17 protein-coding genes and 2 riboswitches are annotated in these 21,453 nt (G+C 46.8%); all 17 genes read left to right on the top strand.

Features of this window, described 5'->3' with window-relative positions; all coding sequences use genetic code 11:
• Positions 1-221: 221 nt before the first annotated feature.
• The 17 genes from J2T19_RS18590 to sdaAA all read left to right on the top strand — a co-directional run bounded on the left by J2T19_RS18590 (position 222) and on the right by sdaAA (position 21,453).
• Complete coding sequence (locus J2T19_RS18590; RefSeq protein ID WP_307218300.1) at positions 222-2,480, top strand: bifunctional 2',3'-cyclic-nucleotide 2'-phosphodiesterase/3'-nucleotidase; 2,259 nt, start codon at positions 222-224, stop codon at positions 2,478-2,480.
• A 180-nt stretch (positions 2,481-2,660) separates the two neighbouring features.
• A complete protein-coding gene (locus J2T19_RS18595; RefSeq protein WP_307218302.1) occupies positions 2,661-3,689 on the top strand; it encodes an EAL domain-containing protein in 1,029 nt (342 codons plus the stop codon).
• A gap of 198 nt (positions 3,690-3,887) precedes the next feature.
• Entirely contained in the window at positions 3,888-5,966 is a 2,079-nt protein-coding gene (locus J2T19_RS18600; protein ID WP_307218304.1) for a methyl-accepting chemotaxis protein, read from the top strand.
• Positions 5,967-6,117: 151 nt separating this feature from the next.
• Positions 6,118-7,410 (top strand): arsenic transporter, encoded by a 1,293-nt coding sequence (locus J2T19_RS18605; protein ID WP_307218306.1) that lies wholly within the window; start codon positions 6,118-6,120, stop codon positions 7,408-7,410.
• 724 nt (positions 7,411-8,134) lie between these two features.
• Entirely contained in the window at positions 8,135-9,070 is a 936-nt protein-coding gene (locus J2T19_RS18610; RefSeq protein ID WP_307218308.1) for a phosphate ABC transporter substrate-binding protein PstS family protein, read from the top strand.
• A 138-nt stretch (positions 9,071-9,208) separates the two neighbouring features.
• Positions 9,209-10,117 carry a phosphate ABC transporter permease subunit PstC gene (gene pstC / locus J2T19_RS18615; RefSeq protein WP_307218310.1) on the top strand — a complete coding sequence of 303 codons (909 nt, stop codon included), beginning with the start codon at positions 9,209-9,211 and terminating at the stop codon, positions 10,115-10,117.
• 2 nt (positions 10,118-10,119) lie between these two features.
• Positions 10,120-11,007, top strand: coding sequence for a phosphate ABC transporter permease PstA (gene pstA, locus J2T19_RS18620; RefSeq protein ID WP_128104270.1), 888 nt, complete (start codon positions 10,120-10,122; stop codon positions 11,005-11,007).
• Between the two features lie 13 nt (positions 11,008-11,020).
• Positions 11,021-11,776 carry a phosphate ABC transporter ATP-binding protein PstB gene (gene pstB / locus J2T19_RS18625; RefSeq protein ID WP_056703901.1) on the top strand — a complete coding sequence of 252 codons (756 nt, stop codon included), beginning with the start codon at positions 11,021-11,023 and terminating at the stop codon, positions 11,774-11,776.
• A 479-nt stretch (positions 11,777-12,255) separates the two neighbouring features.
• On the top strand, positions 12,256-12,966 hold the full coding sequence (locus tag J2T19_RS18630) for a response regulator transcription factor (RefSeq protein WP_239292994.1): 711 nt from the start codon (positions 12,256-12,258) through the stop codon (positions 12,964-12,966).
• The gene (locus tag J2T19_RS18635; protein ID WP_307218314.1) at positions 12,963-14,429 is read left to right on the top strand and encodes a sensor histidine kinase; all 1,467 of its coding nucleotides are present in this window, start codon (positions 12,963-12,965) and stop codon (positions 14,427-14,429) included. Before J2T19_RS18630 ends, J2T19_RS18635 begins: the two co-directional genes overlap by 4 nt.
• Positions 14,430-14,463: 34 nt before the next feature.
• On the top strand, positions 14,464-15,549 hold the full coding sequence (locus tag J2T19_RS18640; RefSeq protein WP_307218316.1) for a LolA family protein: 1,086 nt from the start codon (positions 14,464-14,466) through the stop codon (positions 15,547-15,549).
• A 24-nt stretch (positions 15,550-15,573) separates the two neighbouring features.
• The gene (locus J2T19_RS18645) at positions 15,574-16,080 is read left to right on the top strand and encodes a PH domain-containing protein (RefSeq protein WP_307218318.1); all 507 of its coding nucleotides are present in this window, start codon (positions 15,574-15,576) and stop codon (positions 16,078-16,080) included.
• Positions 16,073-17,698 (top strand): PH domain-containing protein, encoded by a 1,626-nt coding sequence (locus J2T19_RS18650; RefSeq protein ID WP_307218320.1) that lies wholly within the window; start codon positions 16,073-16,075, stop codon positions 17,696-17,698. The genes J2T19_RS18645 and J2T19_RS18650 overlap by 8 nt, the downstream gene beginning before the upstream one ends.
• A gap of 7 nt (positions 17,699-17,705) precedes the next feature.
• On the top strand, positions 17,706-17,864 hold the full coding sequence (locus J2T19_RS18655) for a hypothetical protein (RefSeq protein ID WP_307218322.1): 159 nt from the start codon (positions 17,706-17,708) through the stop codon (positions 17,862-17,864).
• Between the two features lie 34 nt (positions 17,865-17,898).
• On the top strand, positions 17,899-19,101 hold the full coding sequence (locus tag J2T19_RS18660; RefSeq protein WP_307218324.1) for an MFS transporter: 1,203 nt from the start codon (positions 17,899-17,901) through the stop codon (positions 19,099-19,101).
• 357 nt (positions 19,102-19,458) lie between these two features.
• A riboswitch (glycine riboswitch) is annotated at positions 19,459-19,584 on the top strand.
• A 4-nt stretch (positions 19,585-19,588) separates the two neighbouring features.
• Positions 19,589-19,724: riboswitch (glycine riboswitch) on the top strand.
• A gap of 111 nt (positions 19,725-19,835) precedes the next feature.
• A complete protein-coding gene (gene sdaAB, locus J2T19_RS18665; RefSeq protein WP_307218326.1) occupies positions 19,836-20,525 on the top strand; it encodes an L-serine ammonia-lyase, iron-sulfur-dependent subunit beta in 690 nt (229 codons plus the stop codon).
• Complete coding sequence (gene sdaAA, locus J2T19_RS18670; protein ID WP_307218328.1) at positions 20,515-21,453, top strand: L-serine ammonia-lyase, iron-sulfur-dependent, subunit alpha; 939 nt, start codon at positions 20,515-20,517, stop codon at positions 21,451-21,453. The genes sdaAB and sdaAA overlap by 11 nt, the downstream gene beginning before the upstream one ends.

The following is a 21,453-nucleotide window of genomic DNA, read 5'->3' on the forward strand; positions in this document are numbered from 1 at the left end:
TAAAAAATAAAGCTTTTCAATGACTTCACATTGCGGTATTATTTGGAATGTAAACGACACGCACAGATATGAATAGATGTTCATGTGAGATAAACTAACCTGAGGTTTTGATGGGTTCATCAGAAGCTCAGCACGCACAACCCATGGAATCTATCTTGGTCTGCGCTTGTTCGTTTGCGTACTAATGCATGATTCAATGTACATAACCGGGAGGGGTTATTTTGAAAAAAAGTAAGAAAGTATTATCAAGCCTGACTGCCGCTTTGATTGCATTTAACGTGCTTGCGGTATTTCCAGTACCTGTATCGGCTGCAGACGCTGCCAAAGTTAAATTGCGGATTATGGAAACGACAGATATTCACGTCAATCTGCACAACTACGACTATTATTCTGACAAAGAAACCGATCAGTATGGACTGGCTAAGACAGCAACCCTGATCAAAAAGGCTCGTGACGAAGCGAAAAACAGCCTGTTATTTGACAATGGTGACTTGATTCAAGGGAACCCACTAGGGGATTATGTTGCCAAGATTGATCCGCTGAAAAAGGGTGAAACTCACCCTGTATATAAAGCAATGAACCTGCTTGATTATGATGCAGGGAACATTGGTAACCACGAGTTTAATTATGGGCTAGATTTCTTGGATATGACGCTGGAAGGCGCTAATTTCCCTTATATCAATGCCAATGTATACATCGATGACGGTGATGATGATGAGACAAATGACAAGAACTACTTCACACCATATGAAATTTTGGACAAAAAAGTAACGGACGAAGATGGCAAAGAGCACACGATCAAAGTGGGTGTAATTGGCTTCGTTCCACCGCAGATTATGCAATGGGATAGCGCTAATCTTGAGGGCAAAGTCATTGCCAAAGATATTATCGCTACTGCGAAAAAATTCGTTCCACAAATGAAAGCTGAGGGTGCCGACATTATTGTGGCTATTCCTCACTCCGGTTTCGAGGATATCCCTCAAACAGATCTGATGGAGAATTCCGTATTATATCTGAGCCAAGTTGAAGGCATTAATGCAATCTTGTTCGGACATGCCCACAAAATTTTCCCGAGTGCTGATTTTGCAGGCAAAAAAGGTGTAGACCTTGAAAAAGGTACAATTAACGGCGTTCCATCTGTTGAGCCAGGTTTCTGGGGAGATCATCTTGGCATTATCGATCTGGATCTGGAGCAAGTAGACGGTAAGTGGAAAGTAGTGGATTCTTCTACAGAAGCACGCCCAATCTATGACACAGTGAACAAAAAACCGTTGGTGGATGCTGACCAAGAGATCATTGATGCTGTTCACGAGGAGCACGAAGGTACGCTTGAGTATGTTCGTGGTCCGGTTGGTGAGACAACTGCACCAATTAACAGCTACTTCGCACTGGTTCAGGACGATCCATCCATTCAGATCGTAACGAATGCACAGAAATGGTATGTTGAGAAACATCTGCAAGGAACAGAGTATGAAAATATTCCTGTATTGTCTGCTGGAGCGCCATTCAAAGCAGGCGGACGTTCAGGTGCTTCGTATTACACGAACATTCCTGCAGGAACGATTGCAATCAAGAACGTAGCGGATCTGTACGTATATCCAAATACAGTACATGCCGTTGAGATCAACGGTGCTGAACTCAAAGAATGGCTCGAATGGTCTGCGGGACAATTCAATCAGATCGACCCTGCCAAAGGTGGACAACAACAATTGATCAATATGGATTTCCCAACATATAACTTTGACGTTATTGATGGGGTGACGTATCAGATCGATGTAACGCAACCGGCGAAATACGATGCCAAAGCAACGGTTGTTAACGCATCCGCAAGTCGAATTAAAGACTTGAGCTTTGAAGGCAAACCGGTTGATCCAGAGCAAAAGTTCATTGTAGCTACCAATAACTATCGTGCTTCTTCATCTAAACTAGCAAATCCAGATGGTAAACGCATCGTTCTGGCTGCACCGGATGAGAACCGTCAAGTGATTATTGATTATATCCGTGAGAACAAAACGATCAACCCAACAGCTGATGGGAACTGGTCATTGGCTCCAATTAAACCGTCAGCAGGTGTAACTGCTGCAGCATTGAATGACCTTGAAGTGGTGTTTGCTTCTTCTCCAGATGCGAAGGCTCTGGTTGAAGCTAATCCAGCGATGTCCTTCATCGGTACGAACGAGGATGGTTTTGCTGAGTATGGTTTGAAATTGACAGGCGACGCTGCAACGACTCCTGGAACAGGAGTTGAGCCTGCTCCAACGCCATCACCGGCACCAACGCCTACTCCGGCTCCAACACCTAAGCCACAACCTGAAAAACCTGCTAAGGACAACGTTGTATATGTGGTAAAAAAAGGAGATAACCTGTACCGTATCGGTTTGAAATATGGTGTGGACTGGCGCAAACTTGTAACGGCAAATGCAATTAAAGATGTGCACAATTTGAAAGTTGGACAGAAAATCATAATTCCTGCTTCCTAAATATGCAGCATTACAACCGACAGTCTTGAGACTGTCGGTCTTTTTGATTACTCGAAAGTTCAATTCCCGTCATAGAGGAAGTCACCAAAACAGTAGAGATTAATTTCGACACCCGTGCTATAATATTTACAAACTTTGGGTATATACTAATAACATTAATGAATGGCAAGGGGGTTCTACATGAATTGCAGTGGCTGCAGTCCAATTTATCCGATTGAGGATCAAGGTACTCTGTATCTGCGTCCGTTTTCCCCCATGTTGCTGGAAGCGCTGCAAACGCAGGGGATGAGTGTCGAGCATTCAGATCACTATATCTGGGTGCATTTTGACAATCTTGACATGCTGCAGAGTGAGCTGGAGAAGATCGGGAGGCTGGATCCATCCGTATTGGAGGCTATCTCGTTTCAAGTGAGAGCGATGCGAGAGCAGGCAGACCAGGAAGACTGGATTAGTCTGGTACTGCTGGAGAATCGGTTCAAGCATGCAGATATGGTTTCCGTTATTTTAGAGAAAAAATTCAGTAGCCATATGCAGCCCATTGTGGATGCTTCACAGCAAATTATTGGATATGAATTTCTCCTTCGTCCTGCTGAGAATGGAAGATCATTTAATGCTTATGAATTGTTTGAGATTGCTCGGGATACGGGCTTGCACTCCTTTCTAGACCGCACAGCACGGATCTCCGCCATCGAGACGAGTTCCGTTTTTTTGCCACAAGGAATTAAGCGCTTTGTTAACTTCTTGCCTTCCTCTATATACAACCCCGAATACTGCTTAACACATACATTTGAAGTGATTGAACGATTAGGACTTGACCCTAAGGACTTTGTCTTTGAAGTTGTCGAAACCGAGCCGATTAAGCATATGGATGCCTTACAACATATTTTTCAGGTATATCGGAATCATGGGATGTCTGTAGCGCTGGATGATGTGGGAGCCGGATTTTCGACGATCGAACTGATGAATCGATTGGAACCGGATTTTGTCAAAATTGATCGGAGTCTCATTGATCATTGTGACGCTGATCCTGTGAAACAGCAGAAGATCATACATATTGTCGAGATGTCTCGTCGATTTGGCGGCCAAGTGCTTGCTGAAGGCGTGGAACGTATCGAAGAGTTTGATTTTTGTCGTTCTGCCGGCATAGAGCTGGCACAGGGATATTATTTTGGGAAACCTTCAGCACAGCCCCCAACCTATTCGAATTGAAAATATGATCAATATCCAGTATGCTCTTAAACCTCGAACGAGTCACTTCGTCTAGAAGCTGGCTTGTTTGGCATGCAACGTCCATTTTTATATCAAATAATTACCCCCATCTAGCCGATATATAATATAGGCCTTTAAGAGTAGTCCATACATAAAAGAGAATGAGGACAATTCAGATATTTGAGGGGGAGAAACGTGATGAGTCAGGATCAAAAGCAAACCAAAGCAGCTAAACCGGTCAAACCAAAAAATAATAAAAAGAAAACTAAAAAGAAAGGCTTTGTCTGGAACATAAGGAACAAACTATTGGTTTCGTTCTTGGCGGTTCTAATTCTGCCTAGTATAGCGATCGGCTTCGTGACGTTACTTATTGCTGAGAACAGCGTGCAAGAACAAATGATGGATAGTGCCGTGCAAAGTGTGAGTACAGCGAATGCCATCGTGGAGAGCCAAGTCAGTTATAAAATCAACGACATTAATTATTTTGCCGATTCTCTTGATTCAAACCTAATTAAGGGAGAAAACGATAGCACTGAGCTTCAGGCGAAGCTGGAGCAGTATCTGGGTTTGCATCCGGATGCAAATAATATTTTTGTAGGTACGACAGAGGGAGTCATGGTTCGGGGAAAACCGACGGAAAGTAGCTTGCGGGGCGATGCCTACGATCCAAGGGAACGGGAATGGTACAAGCTTGCGATGGCGAAGCCAGGCACTGCCGCTGTATCAAATGTATCCCTTAATACGGATGGAAAAGCCGTTGTATTTATTTCCAAAACGTTGAGCGATCAATCCGCTGTAATTGGTCTCTCTATGGATCTGACGGATCTGCGTGAGCAGGCATCCATCAGGGTAGGCAAAGAAGGCTACGTCATTATTATGGATGCCAACAAAAATTATGTCGTTTCTCCAGTAGTGGAAGCTGGAACGCAGGAGAAAAGCGACACCTTAAATGAAATGTTTGAGAAGCAAGAAGGTCAGTTCGATTACGTTTACAATGATCAACCGAAAATGATGATATTCTCAACTAATGAAGAAACAGGCTGGAAAATTGCCGGCACGATGTTTAAAAGTGAAGTAACCGAAGCAAGTAAAGATATTCGCATGGCAACATTTATTGTCATTCTGGCAGCTACCTTCCTTACGCTCATCTTTATTATTTGGTTTACGCGCTCCATGCTGCGTCCAATCAAACGACTGCAAGAATCAGCTAGAGCTGTAAGTAAAGGGGATCTGACTGTCAAAATGGAAACAGGTCGCAAAGATGAAGTGGGTGACTTGGCGAAATACTTTGAACGAATGGTTGATAACCTGCGCATGATGATTCTGGGTGTGCAAGAAACGACAGAGCAAGTATCGGCTTCTTCGCAGGAATTGTCGGCTAGTGCAGAACAAACGACCAAAGCGATTGAGCACTCTACGCTGGCAGTACAGGAGCTTGCCGAAGGGGCAGAACAGCAAGTGAAGAGTGTCAAAGAAGGTTCGAGCCAAATGAGCCGTATGGCGGAAGACGTACGTCTTATGTCTGAACGTGTGCAATCTATTACTACGAATATGCGTCATACTTCGGGTGCGGCTCATTCAGGTAATGAGGCAGCAAGCGAAGCGATGGAGCAGATGAATAGCATTCAGGAAACGGTAGAACAACTGGCGACGGTGGTGCAGTCCTTGAATGCACGTTCCGTAGAGATCGGTAGCATGGTTGATGTCATTGCTTCCATCTCCAAACAAACTAACCTGCTCGCACTCAATGCATCCATTGAAGCGGCAAGAGCGGGTGATGCTGGTCGAGGTTTCGCCGTTGTAGCTGGAGAAGTGCGCAAGCTTGCTGAGGAATCCGGAAGCTCTGCGGCACAGATCGGGGATTTGGTTCATAATATCCGAACGGATATGGATGCAGCCCTTCATGCGATGAATGCAGCCCAGAATCGTGTAGGCGATGGTATTCAAGCGGTGAATACATCGGGGCAATCATTTGCTCAGATTCGCACTGCCGTAGAGGACGTTGTTCATACACTTGATGATCTGTCCGAAACAACAAAACAGATGGAACATGGTGCATCTCAAGTAGCGCAAGCGATGAATGATATTTCCATCGTAACGCAAGAATCGGCGGCGAACACCGAATCCGTCTCGGCTTCGTCTCAAGAACAATTAGCATCTGTTGAAGAGATTGCTTCATCTTCTGCACATTTGAACAGCATGGCTGAACAGCTCCAAGGACTTTTGGGCATGTTCAAAATGGTAGAAGATACGCCGAAGAAGAGCGATAAATCCTAAGTGATAACGGATTAACGATCTAAACCATTTACGGCAAGAAAATAAAGATAGACAATCCTCCTGTTGCCCTGTATAACTAGATCGTCTGGTTATTCCGTACCGGTTGCGGTGTAATCGTATAATAGAAGAATTTAGGGGCGCAGGAGGATTCATGACATATATAGCCATCTTAATATTTATCTTAACCATTACACTGGTCATCTGGCAGCCGCGAGGGCTGGGGATTGGTTGGTCTGCTATGGGTGGAGCGATTCTAGCACTGCTCTGCGGTGTTGTTAGTTTTAACGATGCATCTGATGTCGCTTCCATTGTATGGAATGCAACGCTAGCCTTTGTCGGTATTATCATGATCTCATTAATTCTTGATGAGACGGGGTTCTTCGAGTGGGCAGCGTTACATATGGCTAGACTTGCTGGAGGCGATGGACGCAGGTTATTCATATACGCAATCTTGCTTGGCGCGGCTGTGTCTGCACTCTTTGCCAATGATGGCGCAGCACTTATTTTGACACCAATCGTCTTGGCTATGGTAAGAGCGCTTAAGTTCGATGAATGCATGGTGTTAGCTTTTGTCATGGCTAGTGGCTTTATTGCGGATACAACATCATTGCCTCTCGTCGTAAGTAACTTAGTTAACATCGTATCTGCTGATTATTTTGGCATTACGTTTCTAGAATATGCGGTGAAGATGATTGTGCCCAATATATTTTCCATTGTCGCGAGCACAGTAATGTTATTTTTGTTTTATCGTAAAAGCATACCGCTTCGTTATGATATCACCGCTGCGCGTGATCCGAAGGAAGCTATTCGTGACCCGCGTATGTTCCGCATTGCATGGTTCATGTTAGTGCTACTGCTGGTTGCGTATGCGCTAAGTGAGTTTCTCCCGATTCCAGTTTCAGTTATCGTAGGTGCTGTAGCACTGCTATTTGCCTGGCTTGCGCGTAAGAGCGAAGCCGTTAATTTGAAACGGGTAGTGATGGAAGCACCGTGGTCAATCGTTGTATTTTCCGTTGGGATGTATATCGTCGTATACGGGCTGCGTAACGCAGGCTTGACCGACCACCTGAGTGGCTGGCTTGATGCGATCGCAGAACATGGGGTGCTGGCAGCATCTGTTGGTATGGGTGTCATTGCTGCAGTGTTATCCTCGGTGATGAACAATCTGCCTACCGTGCTGATTAACGCCTTAGCGATCCATAGTTCGAATGCGGAAGGCATTGTGCGTGAAGCGTTAATTTACGGTAATGTAATCGGTTCGGATCTTGGCCCCAAAATGACACCGATCGGTTCACTTGCAACGCTGTTATGGCTGCATGTGTTATCACGTAAAGGTGCAAAAATTACATGGGGATATTATTTCAAGGTTGGCGTGATCTTAACCATACCGACATTGCTAATTACGCTTGCGGGTCTGGCGTTATGGTTGTGGATTCTAGGTTAGTAAACTAAAATAGGTACACTTTCTACTACGATGACAGAATAACTTTTCGATCGCTCCACTTCTCCATGTTATTTCTGTCCTCTCCGTTCTCGTGTAAATGTTTAGGTTATAAAAACAATTTAGTATAAAACTGCTTACAGTTGGTGCTGATGCACTCACTGTGAGCAGTTTTTTTGTGTTGCCGATTGGTTTCTGGGATAGCGCTAATTTTTGTGCGATTTCTCATGTGTTTCTTTTTGCCTTTCTTATATAGAAGAAACAACTCTTACTCCAGCCTCTCCTGAATTCCATCGCTAATTGTTAAACACCGTTAACAATTGGCTGTGGAATAATTCTTTTGTCGGTCTGCTCTTTTCTGCCCTCCTCCTAGGCTGTAGATTGAAAGGTTTTGGGAGTCCTGATGAGCGCTGACATAGCGCAGGGAACGGAACGATTGTGGAAAAGCGGAGCGTTCGCCTTTATCCCTGGATGTTTTCCTTGGAAAAATTAAATCATATATATCCGGGGATAACAGCGATTGAAGCAACGTCCGTTCCCGGAGCGTCCTACTTAGCGCACAATAGAATCCCAAATAATTTCCAATGAACAGCCTATATTTTTAACATTGCGTTTACAAAACAATGATTTTGAGATGACATACCGAAACTACAATGATTAAAGAGTTGATGGTGAACACACAAATTCACAAAACGCCGTCACTAAATTGGGGGAGGAAAACAAAACTATGTTTAAAAAGTTGCCGTTTATTTTGATGACCTTGTCGTTCGTACTCGTGCTTGCAGCATGTGGATCGAACAATAACGCTGGAACAGAGGGTTCTGCAAGTAATGGTTCAGGTACAGCAACAGAAGGAGCTGCTGAGCTTAGCGGTAACATTCTGGCTGTTGGATCTACAGCATTACAACCTTTGGTTGAGCAAGCTGGACAGAAATTTATGGCAGTTGATGAATATAAGAACGTAACAGTACAAGTGCAAGGCGGCGGTAGCGGTACTGGTCTGACACAAGTGTCTGACGGACAAGCTACAATCGGTAACTCTGACGTATTTGCTGAAGAGAAGTTGGAAGACGAAGCAAAAGCAAAAGAATTGGTTGACCACCAAGTAGCAGTTGTCGCTATTGCTCCAGTTAGCAACAAAGATGCAGGTGTTGAAGACCTGACGAAGCAACAATTGATCGACATCTTCTCCGGGAAAATCACGAACTGGAAAGACGTTGGTGGTGCGGATCAAGCAATCGTTATCGTTAACCGTCCTGGTAGTTCCGGAACTCGTGCAACATTCGAGAAATTCGCACTGGGTACAAAAGTAGAAGATATCCAAGGATCTATTCAAGAAGATTCCTCAGGTACAGTTAAGAAGCTGGTTTCCGAAACGCCAGGCGCTATTGGATACCTTGCACTTTCTTACCTGGATGACAGCTTGACAGTTCTGAAATACGAAGGCGTAGAAGCATCCGTTGAGAATGTTGAAGCTGGAACATATCCAGTATGGGCTTACCAACACATGTATACAAAAGGCGAGCCGGATGCAGCTACCAAAGCATTCCTCGATTACATGCTGAGTGACGAAATTCAACTGACAGACGTTAAGGAACTGGGCTACATTCCAGTATCCGGTATGAAAGTTAAACGCGATGCAACTGGCGCAGTGACTCAATAATCTTTGAACTTGCTCATACAGCGAGAGAGGCGGACCTAGGTCCAGCCTCTTTGCGCGGTTTATGAAATAATCCCATATTTTACATTAATTCTACGATGAAGGATGGTTGTTATGGAACAGACCGAAGGGGGAACGGTAATGAACAGCAACATGAAACCTCGCCGGCCCTTGAGAGAGAAACATTACTGGGAAGATTGGACAGGTCGTATTTATACGTCGATTTGTGTCGTTTTTCTGATCGTTGTTATGTTTTCCATTGTGTATTTTGTGGCGTCCAAGGGTCTGACGACCTTTTTCCGGGATGGCGTGAGTTTACGTGAATTCATATTTGGAAGAACGTGGAACCCATCTGCGGAACCATCAGCCTATGGAGCATTACCGTTCATCACGGGTTCCTTTACAACCACCTTGCTGGCGGCTTTGATTGCAAGTCCACTCAGCCTATGTGCAGCACTCTTTATGACGGAGATTGTACCGGGCAAAGGGAAAAAGATCTTACAACCTGCGATTGAGCTGTTGTCTGGGATCCCGTCCGTTGTTTATGGATTTATCGGTCTGAGTGTAATTGTACCTTTGATGCGTACTCTTTTCGGTGGAGCTGGCGTCGGGATTGCAGCTGGATGTTTGGTTTTAGCTGTTATGATCTTACCTACAGTAACGAGTATTATGGCAGATGCTCTCTCCGCTCTTCCTAAAGGGCTTCGTGAGTCTTCTTATGCTCTAGGTGCTACACGTTGGCAAACGATCTATCGTGTCATCATCCCAACGGTTCTACCTGCCTTGTTGACAGGGGTTGTATTGGGTATGGCTCGTGCCTTTGGTGAAGCTCTGGCTGTGCAGATGGTTATCGGTAACGCACCACATGTACCGACTTCCCTGCTTGAATCGGCTTCAACGTTAACAAGTGTTATCACCTTAAGTATGGGTAATACGACAATGGGTTCGGTTCATAATAATGCGCTCTGGAGTATGGCACTGGTATTGCTCGTAATGACCTTTGTATTCGTTATTCTGGTTCGCTTGCTTGAAAGGAGAAACCGGGTATGAGAATGAAGGCCAAAACAGTAGATAAAATTGCTACCTACGTCATCGTTGTGCTCGCACTGTTCATCGTTGCATTGTTGCTTGGGTTACTTGGTTTCATCTTGGCACGAGGAATTGGTCATATTGACTGGAACTTCCTGACCAGTGCACCGCAGATGCTCAAAGGTGGAGGCGGTATTGGACCGCAGCTCTTCAACTCGATCTTCTTGCTCGTATTAACACTCATTATTACGATTCCGCTCGGATGGGGCGGAGGAATTTATATGGCGGAGTATGCCAAGCCAGGACGCATTACAAGCTTCATTCGCTTGGTCGTTGAGGTATTGTCATCCTTCCCGTCAATCGTTATCGGTTTGTTCGGACTCTTACTCATTGTAAATACATTTGGCCTGGGCTTCTCCCTAATCTCAGGTGCGATGGCGCTTGCGATCTTCAACTTGCCACTGATGGTACGGACGACTGAGCAGGCATTCCGTGCAGTTCCTAAAGAGCAGAAGGAAGCTGGATTGGCACTTGGCTTGTCCAAGTGGAAGATCATCACATCCATCTTGCTGCCTGTAGCTCTACCGAGCTTGATTACGGGTACGATTCTGGCTTCTGGTCGGATCTTTGGTGAGGCGGCTGCCCTCATGTTTACAGCAGGGATGAGTAGCCCGCCGCTGGATTTCACAGATTGGAATCCAACGAGCCCTAGATCACCGCTCAATCCATTCCGTCCAGCAGAGACGCTGGCCGTTCATATCTGGAAAGTTAACAGTGAAGGCATTGGCCCAGATTCCAAGGAAGTTGCAGCAGGTGCGTCCGCAGTCCTTGTCATTCTCGTGCTGGCTTTCAATCTAAGTGCACGCTGGATCGGTCGGGTTGTATACCGTCGCATGACAGCTTCGAAATAAGGAGGAATCCCACATGGCCATACCTTTTGGTACGGAACAGTTAAGCATATATTATGGGCATTTCCAGGCGGTTAAACAGATTAGTCTGGCATTCCCTGAAGCGAGCGTGACGGCGCTTATTGGCCCGTCAGGTTGCGGTAAATCGACGTTCCTTCGTTCGTTGAATCGAATGAATGATGAGATCGCCGGATCTCGTACAGAAGGTCATATCTGGATGGACGGTAATGACCTGAACGAGCCGGGTACAGATGTAATCAAGCTTCGCCAGAAGATCGGCATGGTGTGGCAGAAGCCCAATCCATTCCATAAGTCTATTTATAACAATATCGCGTTTGGCCCCCGCTATCGCGGTACGAAGAGTAAAAAGGCATTGGATGAGATTGTGGAAAAAAGCCTGCGCCGTGCAGCCCTTTGGGATGAGGTAAAAGACAGACTTAACGAGTCCGCCTTGTCACTATCTGGTGGACAACAACAGCGTCTGTGTATCGCACGCGCATTGTCGGTTGACCCGCAGATTTTGCTGCTTGATGAGCCAGCATCTGCGCTTGACCCGGTATCTACGGGTAAAGTAGAGGAATTGATCTCCGAACTGAAGAAGGATCTACGGATCGTTATTGTAACGCATAACATGCAGCAAGCAGCACGGATCTCGGACTTTACCGCGTATTTCTATTTGGGTAGCATGATTGAACACGGGAATACAGAGCATATCTTTACCAACCCGGACAATCGCCTGACACAGGAATACATTATGGGACGTTTCGGTTAATCTCAATTGGAGTGGTTGGAGAACATCGGAACTAATGTAAGATAGAGCATATAGAGAAATAAGAGAGCATAAATCTTGGGCGAACGCGCCAGGGTTTATGCTCTTTTTTACATCTAAAAGATAAATACCATCAAAACTGTTTAAAACAAAATATTGGGAAAGTTTGCCACAGCCAAAACAGTCATGATACGATAATAAGCTGGAAGAAGGGGTATCTTTACCAGTCAGGACTTTGGCTTGATTCGGAAGACGTTCGAGAATGGCGGTATCTTCTTGAATTATAATATGTATAGCACAGAGACGAAGACATCACGACAACATGCGTCAACCAATGTAATTGGGGCGTCCTGAACTCAGGGGGCTCTTTTTGCGTACGTATTGTTTCATATATTGAAGAACGCAATTATGAAGAAAGTATAAACTCTGCGGAGATGTATATGGATTTCGCTACAATACAGTCATGAGAGGATGAAACAGCGATGAGAGACAATGTGAACATATTGCTGGTGGAGGATGATCCGGAAATTGCCCGCATTTTGATGGACCATCTTCGGCGTGAGGGATATGGAGTAACTTGGGCTTCGAGCGGTCTGGAGAGCTGGGAAGATTTCAGGGAGGGAACGTATCAAATGGTCTTGCTGGATCTAATGCTGCCGGAGATGGACGGGTTCACGGTATGTAAAAATATCCGCCTGATCAGCGACATTCCGCTGCTTATGATGAGTGCGCGCATCGAAGAAGAGAGTAAGGTCAGGGGTCTCGGTCTGGGCGCTGACGATTATATTACCAAGCCGTTCAGCCTGGCAGAACTTACAGCCCGCATTAAATCCCACCTGAGCAGATATCGCAGATACCAGGGTGTCAAGCCGGAATCGACCCATCAACAATACAACGACGAGTTGTCGATCGACCCATTCAATCAACAGGTCCAGATTCGCGGGGAAGATGTCGTACTGACAGGCAAGGAGTGGGCTTTACTCACGCTACTATCCTCTCATCCAGGCCGTGCATTCACCAAAGCTGAGCTGTATGAACATGTGTGGAATCAGCCAGTTGCGGGAAGCTCAGGTACGGTTACCGTCCATGTAAAGAGCCTGCGGGCCAAGCTGGGTGACGAACCTCATCAACCACGCTGGATTCAGACTGTGTGGGGCAGCGGATACCGATTTATAGGAGAGGTAGTGGAATGAAGCTGAAGTACTGGTTGATGATTGCCTTTCTTATTGTGATGCTGCTTCCTGTCGCTGCAGGATGGGCACTAATTTCCCTGTACAACTACCATAGCGACCAGCGCTCCGTAGCGGAATATATAGAGTTATCCGGACGGCTGGCTCCCATTGAGCAGAAGTTGTCTGACCCGGGTCTGTATCGGCTACAATCTTCAGATGCCTATGCTTCGCTCTCTGGATTGGCTAGCGATCAAGTGAACGTAGACCTCTATTTACCTTCAGGTATCCGGGTGTATACATCCGGCGGGGATGCCTTGTCTGCTGGAGCCTATACCGTCAGGGGTTCGGAGCTATATCGCAATTTGTACGACATGCAGATTCGTCATCGTACGTTTACGCTGAAAAAGCCAGTATGGGAAAAAGGCAAGCTGATTGGGATATACGAGATTACCATGCTTCGCAGAGAGTGGCTGGAAGGCATCTCGATTCGGACAACCTGGGTCATTGGGTTCGCCGGTGTTTTCTTTATCCTATTATATGGCACGGTGCTCTGGCTGCTATCCAGAAAGCTTTTTCGGCCGATGAGACATCTGATGGACCGAATGCATGCATTTGCGCGAGGGGAAATTCCCATGGATGACGTACCGGCGGCACGTCGGGATGAAATGGGTATGCTGCTAGAGCAATTCGATGCGATGCAGGAGAAAGTCAGGCAGACTCAGACCGAGGTGGAGAAGGAACAAAAAGAGAAAGAGCTCATGGTCGCTTCGCTGTCTCATGATCTGAAGACTCCATTAATGTCCATCAGTGCCTATGCGGAGGCACTTAGTGTTGGTACTCCGCTGGAACCTTCAGAGAGACGAGACTACCGGGATGTGTTGTTTGGTAATGTGAACCGGATGAAGCACATGATTGGTGAACTTGAAATGTATACGGCGCTGGGTTCCAGTGAACTGGAGATGGCTATGGTTGAGGTGGAAGGAGAAGAGTTCTTCGATATGCTTCTCGGAAGTTATGGGGGACTCGTCGAGCATGGACAGATTGATGTGAAAACGGTTGTCCGCACAGACCGCCTCTACCGGCTTCATCCCGAGCAACTGATGCGTCTGACAGATAATTTGATTAACAATGCACTGCGTCACACAAGCACAAACGGTGTAGTGGGCCTGGGTGTTATTGCTTCAGATCAGCAGCTTCCAGAATGGATCATATCAACACTGGTGTTGGAGCTAGATAACTTCAGAACGGGATCAACATTAATTCTGGTGCAAAATGAAGGGCCTGCTATTCCCGAAGAACAGCTGAATCGTATTTTTGAACCTTATGTTCAACATCAGAACCAGGAAGAGAAGGTGTACGCGGGCAGTTCGGGTTTGGGATTAAGCATAGCCAAACGGATTGCCATCAAGCATGGAGGTGAGATGCGCATGTGGTCGGCAGAAGGATTAGGTACGCTGGCTGCATGCCGATTGCCTGAGATGTAAAGCCCTTAAACGAAATGAGAGAGGATGAATGACAATGATCAAAAAAGGATGGATGATGCTCGGTACAGCCCTACTTGCAGGGTCACTGCTCGGAGGTTGCGCGGAGAAGGATCTGGTTGGCCTTTCAGGAGATGAGATGATTGAGAAAGTTGTCCATGCAGAAACGAAACCCGCTTCATACTATGCCGAAGGTGTAATGAAAATGTGGTCGGATGACAAATTGAGTCATACCATGCACATTAAGGAATGGGTCGATGGAGAGACAGGGCGTAAGCGCACAGAAACAGAGGAGAATGGCAATATCAGCTACGCGGTCAATGACGGAACGAACATTACCATTTACGAAAAAGAGACGGGCACGGCGTATTCAATGAACGTATCTGCCATGGGACAACAGCCTGAACAGACTCAAAAACAGATGCTGGTGAATCAGCTGGAAAGGTTGCGGGATTCCCATGATGTGGATATGATGGGACAGAAAGAACTTCATGAACAGGAAGTCATTCACATTAAGCTGACGCCGAAAGAAGAGGGCACCTTATCCATTTCCTCCGAGTATTGGGTAGACCCTAAAACATGGATGATTGTTAAAGTCATCAGCACATATGGTGATGAAAAGTCAGAAATGGTCTATGATCCGATACAATATGATCCGGAATTTTCTGAGGATACATTCGTGATTGACATCCCCAAGGAAGTCGATGTGAAGGATCTGAACGATCTGGCCCAGCGTTCGGAAGTGAGTCTGGAAGAAGCCGAACAAGCTTTGGGACAACCCTTTTTGCAGGATATGAACGGTGAGTTGGAGCTATCACGGATTGAGATGTATTCATCAAGCGGAGCGGTTGGCAGGAATGAAGTGACCTTGTATTACATTAACAACGACAAGGTTGAAGTGAGTCTAACGGTATTCAATGCGCCGGATGAAAATGTTGATAATACACTGCTGCCCGATGAATCCAAGGTGGAAGTTCGGGGTACCGAGGGTTCGTATATGAAGAGCATACGAAACATATCATGGACTGAGAATGGATTGCGTTACTCCATTATGGGTGAGAACGAAGAATGGACGATGGAGAGGCTTCAGGCTTGGGCGAAGGAACTGAAGCTTTCAAATTAGTTTTAATTTGAATTGTAGGAGAGTGTGAGTCACGCAATGGATAACACAGAGCTTAATAACAGAGAACTGCGGCGTCTCCACCCAAAAGTCAAACAAGCTACAGCCCTGACGACCCTTATGGTCAATGGGCTGTTGACTCTTTTGGCCATTGGATATCTGATTGTCGCATGGGCTAGAGATTGGACGTTGTGGCCAGGCTGGGCTGCACTAGGGCTGTTCATCGTGTCTTTCATGTGGTTTGGCTGGGCTCTGCCAGCTCTTCAATATCGTTATTTCAGTTTCCGAGTTGCTGAGGATGAGCTTGAAATTCATTCCGGCTGGCTGTGGATCACCGATACGATTGTGCCTATGACACGTGTGCAGCAGGTAGAGTTGGAGAGCGGTCCGTTGCTGCGTAAATATGGATTAGCTAAGGTCAGTATCGTTACTGCGGCAGCGACACTTGTTATCGCTGGTCTGGAGCGTGAGGAAGCGGAGCAACTCAAACGAAATATCGGGCATCTAGCCAAGGTGGAAGATCGAGATGAATGAACTGAATGAAACAAGGCGTCTACACAAAAGTTATATTTTATTTCCCTTATTCAGTGTCCTGAAATCGTTACTGCCGTTTTTCATTCTAGTAGTACTCAAAGGACTTAATTGGAGTGCAATCCCTTGGTATCTCTACGCAGGAGGAATTGCGGTTGTATTGCTGCCCTCTCTTCTATATGGCTGGTTGAAATGGCGGAAATTCAGCTATACCTTGCAAGAGGATCGCATCGTGCTACGGCGGGGGATGTTTGTAAGGGAAGAGATATCTATCTATTTCAGCCGGATCCATGCTGTACAGACACAACAGCCTCTAATTCAGCGAATCCTTCGAATCGCACAACTTAAGATTGAGACACCCGGTGGCAGTAAAGAGGCGGATGGTGTGTTACCGGCGCTACGTGTTGATGAAGCGAAGCGAGTGGAGCGGTGGTTGTATCAGAAGCGGAGTGAGGCCGTGGTGAAAGACCCTGCTGCCATCACGCCCGAACAACAGATGGAGACTTCTAGTGAAGAGACAGGAATCCATGGTGAGTATGCCGGAATTGAAGGTGAGCCGGGAACTGAATCCGGTTTAGGATCGGCTCATGAGCGGGGTGTAGATTCTAGACTGAGCAGGGTGGATGGCTTAGAAGTTCCAGCGCCTGTTGAAACGGAAGTGCCTGTGCAGCAGGAGCCGCTACTGCGATTGTCGGCGGGTAGACTGTTCGTGGGGGCATTAACAACCATGAATCTGCCGCTTCTTCTCGTTTTTGCCACAGGGACCTATTCCTTCGCAGATGATCTGTTACCAGATCACTTTTATCGACGTCTAGTGGAGGAAGCGGGGAGTTTGCCTGCCATTTGGTGGCTAGGTCTTATTCCTCTCATGTTTCTACTCGCTTGGATTCTATCAGCGGTGTTATTTACGATTAAGTATGCTGGGTTCACGGTAGAACGCGAGGGTGGGAATATCTCCATTGTCTCGGGTCTGTTAGAACGCAAAAAGCATGTGTTTTCACCTACCAAGGTGCAGGCAGTAGCTATTCGAGAAGGACTGCTGCGTCAACCGTTCGGGTATGCGGAGGTTGAGATTTATGTACTGACTTCCGAGAAGGAGAAAAAAATGATGCTTCACCCACTGCTACCTATGCGTGAGGTGAATGAGCTGCTTGCAAGCATCGTGCCACAATATGAATTACAAGCAGATATAGCGAAGCCGCCGCCACGGGCGCTCTGGTTGTTTCTCCGTTGGAAACTGCTGATTGCCATGCTAGTTGGAATCGCAGGAACGATATATTTTGGCATGGTGGGTATAGGGTTGTTCGTACTGCTGCCTGTGTTCGGTTTGTGGGGATATGCACGCTACAAGGATGAAGGGCTGAACATATACGGGAAGCAATTGTTAATCCGCCATCGGCAGATCTCCCGTTTAACCGTGTTAATGCGCCGCCCCCATGTGGTTACGGTGAATGCCATAGCAACATCCCGTCAACGTGCTAGGTCATTACTAACTGTAGAGGCAACATTGATGGTAAACCGTGGCGGCTGGAAGGCGACCTTCTTGGATCAAGCCCATGCAGTTGCCGTCCAGAATTGGATGCATCAAGCTGCTCGGCATGCTGTGCCTAGTAAGATATGAACCGGTAGTGGAGCCTTCCTTGGGATTCCGTTTGCCATGCCGAGTCAAGCAGTTATACCTGTTCCGCCATCTAGCGTGTGGGTATAAGCACAAGTTCTTTCTATTAAAAGTCGAGGGGGAAACGACAGATGGAGAACAGCCAGGGGCGGGTAGAGTAGCCTGGTAACAAGCCTGGTGGTTGGAAGCATGCTGGACTGTTATTGGGTGGAGTTGGCATATCCAATCTGGGTGATTTCATATACATTGTGGCGATCAACCTGATGGTGTTGAACATGACGCAATCTCCAGCGGCTGTAGCGGGGTTATGGATCATCTCGCCAATCGCCTCAGTATGCACCAAGTTCTGGTCAGGCAGTGTTATTGACCGCTACGATCAACGTCAGTTGATGATTGGTGCGGATATCGTGCGGGCATTGCTGGTAGCCACACTTCCCTTATTTTCAAGTCTGTGGATGATGTATGCTGTGATGTTTCTAATTAGTATGTCATCCTCAATATTTGTACCTTCTTCCCAGGTGTACATTACTCGGCTTGTACCGGCTGAGCGGCGCAAACGATTCAATTCGTTGCAGGCACTCATTAGCTCAGGAGCTTTTATTACGGGGCCTGCTGTGGCTGGTGTGTTATTGTTTTATTTATCCCCTGCAGCAGCAATCTACGTGAATAGTGTTTCGTTTGCCGTATCGGCACTGATTCTTATGCTGTTGCCTAAACTAGGTATAGGTGAGCAGAGTGGTGGGAAGTCAAGATTGTCACCACGGATCATCGCTCAGGACTGGCAAGCCGTACTGAGGTTTAGTCGCAAGAGCGGTTACGTTGTCGGGATATACGTCATATTTCAGATTGTTCTCGTCATTGGCATGTCGCTGGATGCACAGGAAGTTGTGTTTATTCGTCAGGTGATGAACTTGTCCGAATCTCAATATGGGGCATTGATGAGCGTTACCGGCATCGGTTATCTAGTCGGTTCGTTGCTTGTCACCCTGCTCGCCAAACATATTCCGATCCGTCATATGATGGGGATTGGCGTGTTTATGGTCTCGCTTGGTTATTTCCTATTTGCACGCTCGTTTTCCTTCGAGCTGGCAGCGTTCGCCTTTATCCTACTTGGGTTGTGTTCGGCACTTGCCAACACAGGTCTGGTCACCTTTTACCAAAATAATATTCCAGTAGATCTCATGGGCAGGATGAGCAGTGTCATTGGACTGATGCTGAGCGCGCTTCAGGTGGCTTCTATTTTGATTGCAGGGGTAGTGGCAGAATATTTATCCCTTCGTCTGGTGTATACGGTTGTTTCGGCGGCGATGATGTTAGTGGCACTTATCTTATGGATTACTAGTTTGCTTCCTTCAAGAAGTTCATATTATCAAGAGGCTGTAACAAAGAGTGCGACGATGAAGTAGGTTAGACCGAAGCTGGGAACGAAATGCATAAGTGAGGTAGATCGACAAAAAAGTAAGTAAGTAAGTAAGTAAGTTGGAGCAGGGGTGTGTCGTAAGGGTGTTTCGGAGAGAAGCTTGCCTGAATACCCGAACCATAGGACACACCTGAACATACATAGAATTAACAACAGAGATGTAGATAAATGAGTAAATTGAATACCGATGTGACAAAAGTTCACAGTAGTTAACGCTTACATGTAGTGGATAACCAACAAATCGTTAAGTTTATTGACATGAAACTTCCGGTCGATTAATCTTAAAGAGTAAGATTATGTTTTCGTCAAATGACTAAATGTTTTATGATTTTAATACAGCGAATGATAACGAGCGGGAGAGACCTGTGCGAGCTGAGTAAGATGGCCTGCGATCAGGCACCGAAGGAGCAAGCTGCCTGCGCACCCGGCGCGGCGGTTAATCTCTCAGGTAAATGTACCATCGTTGGACGCAACTCTGGAGAGTGCGCATGATGCGCCACCCAAGGGGTATATGATTAAACAGCCTGGTACAGTATGTGGAAGAACAAGGCATGCACTGTATCGACTGAACGCTGTTGATCATGAAACTCTCAGGTATCGAGGACAGAGAGAGGGCTTAAGGCCTTCTTCTGTCCTTTTTTGATGTCATCATTCAGTAATAATGGAACATTATGGTTGAGTATCTGGATGAACATGACGAATACAAATGGAGGGTTTTGGATGCGTTTTAAAGATGTTTTCTCAATTATAGGGCCGTCGATGACGGGGCCTTCAAGTTCACATACGGCTGGAGCGGCGAGGCTCGGCAGAATAGCTCGTCAGTGGTTGGGTTGCACGCCAGAGCGCGCCCGGCTGACATTATACGGATCGTTTGCCGATACGTATCAAGGACATGGTACAGATCTTGCTCTAATTGGTGGATTACTTGATTATGCGACAGATGATCCGCGAATACCGGATGCTGAAGAGTATGCAGAACAGGCGGGTATGGAGGTTGAGTTTTTCACAAGTGGCCTGCCTGCGCCCCATCCCAATACGGTCAAAATTGAGCTGTGGCACGGTGACCGTGAATGTTCATTGATCGGTGCCTCCATTGGCGGCGGCAGTGTATCGGTGCACGCCTTGAATGATTTTCGCGTCCAGATCAGTGGGGAGTTTCCAACATTGGTGCTGCGTCATGCTGATAAAGCAGGGGTGCTTGCATCTGTCACGTCTACGATTAGCTCCTCCGGCGTGAACATTGGCTATATGCAGGTAGACCGGAAAGCTCGGGATGGTGAAGCCTTGACTGCAATGGAGATGGATGGAGCACCAGACCCGGATATGTTAAGCCGTTTGAAGTCGCTGGATCATGTGCTGGATATTCGTGTAATAGATTTGAAGAAGGGAGTGAGTTCAGATGCGATTTAAGCATTTGCATGAACTGAATGCGATCTGTACGGCTGAATCCAAGACCATTGCTCAGTTGATGATTGAAGAACAAGTCCAAGAGACGAATACACCCGAAGCAGATGTTGTGCAGCAGATGTCGGAATATTATCAGGTGATGAAGGAAGCGGTTCATAAAGGGCTGAATGAAGATACGGTGTCCCGTAGTGGTCTGACTGGTGGAGACGGCAAGAGGATGGCGGAATACATTCGTAAAGGGGAGACTTGCTCAGGTGATGCTTCAGCACTTGCGATGGCGTATGCCCTGTGTGTCTCTGAAGTTAATGCATCCATGGGGCGAATTGTTGCTACCCCTACAGCGGGTTCATGTGGCATTATCCCTGGTGTGTTCATCAGTTCCCAAGAGCGTTTTGGCTGGAGTGACGAGCACCTGGTTAATGGATTGTTCTGCGCTGGAGCGATCGGTTATGTAATTGCGAACAATTCGTTTATCTCCGGTGCGGAGGGTGGCTGTCAGGCTGAAGTGGGCTCCGCGATTGGTATGGCAGCGGGTGCTATGGTGGAGCTGCGTGGAGGTACGCCAGAGCAGGTCGTTCATGCGGTTGGTTTGGCGTTAAAAAATACACTCGGTCTCATCTGCGATCCAGTCGCAGGTCTCGTCGAAATTCCTTGCATCGTCCGCAACGGACTGGGAGCCGTAACCGCTCTAGCGGCTGCTGATATGGCGCTTGCCGGAGTACGTAGCGCCATTCCGTCAGATGAAGTCATTGATGTCATGCTTGAAGTGGGCAGTGCTATGCCGAGTAGGCATCGGGAGACGGCTCAGGGGGGGCTGGCTCAGACCCCAACAGGGCGGAAAATGATGGAGAAGCTTGCTAAACCGAAGGCAAAACGTGCACCGGAACCAGAGCTAGAAACAGACGGGGCAGCAGGTTCTGCTTCGGAATAA

Source organism: Paenibacillus tundrae, from assembly GCF_030812775.1.
Classification (GTDB): Bacteria; Bacillota; Bacilli; order Paenibacillales; family Paenibacillaceae; genus Paenibacillus; species Paenibacillus tundrae_A.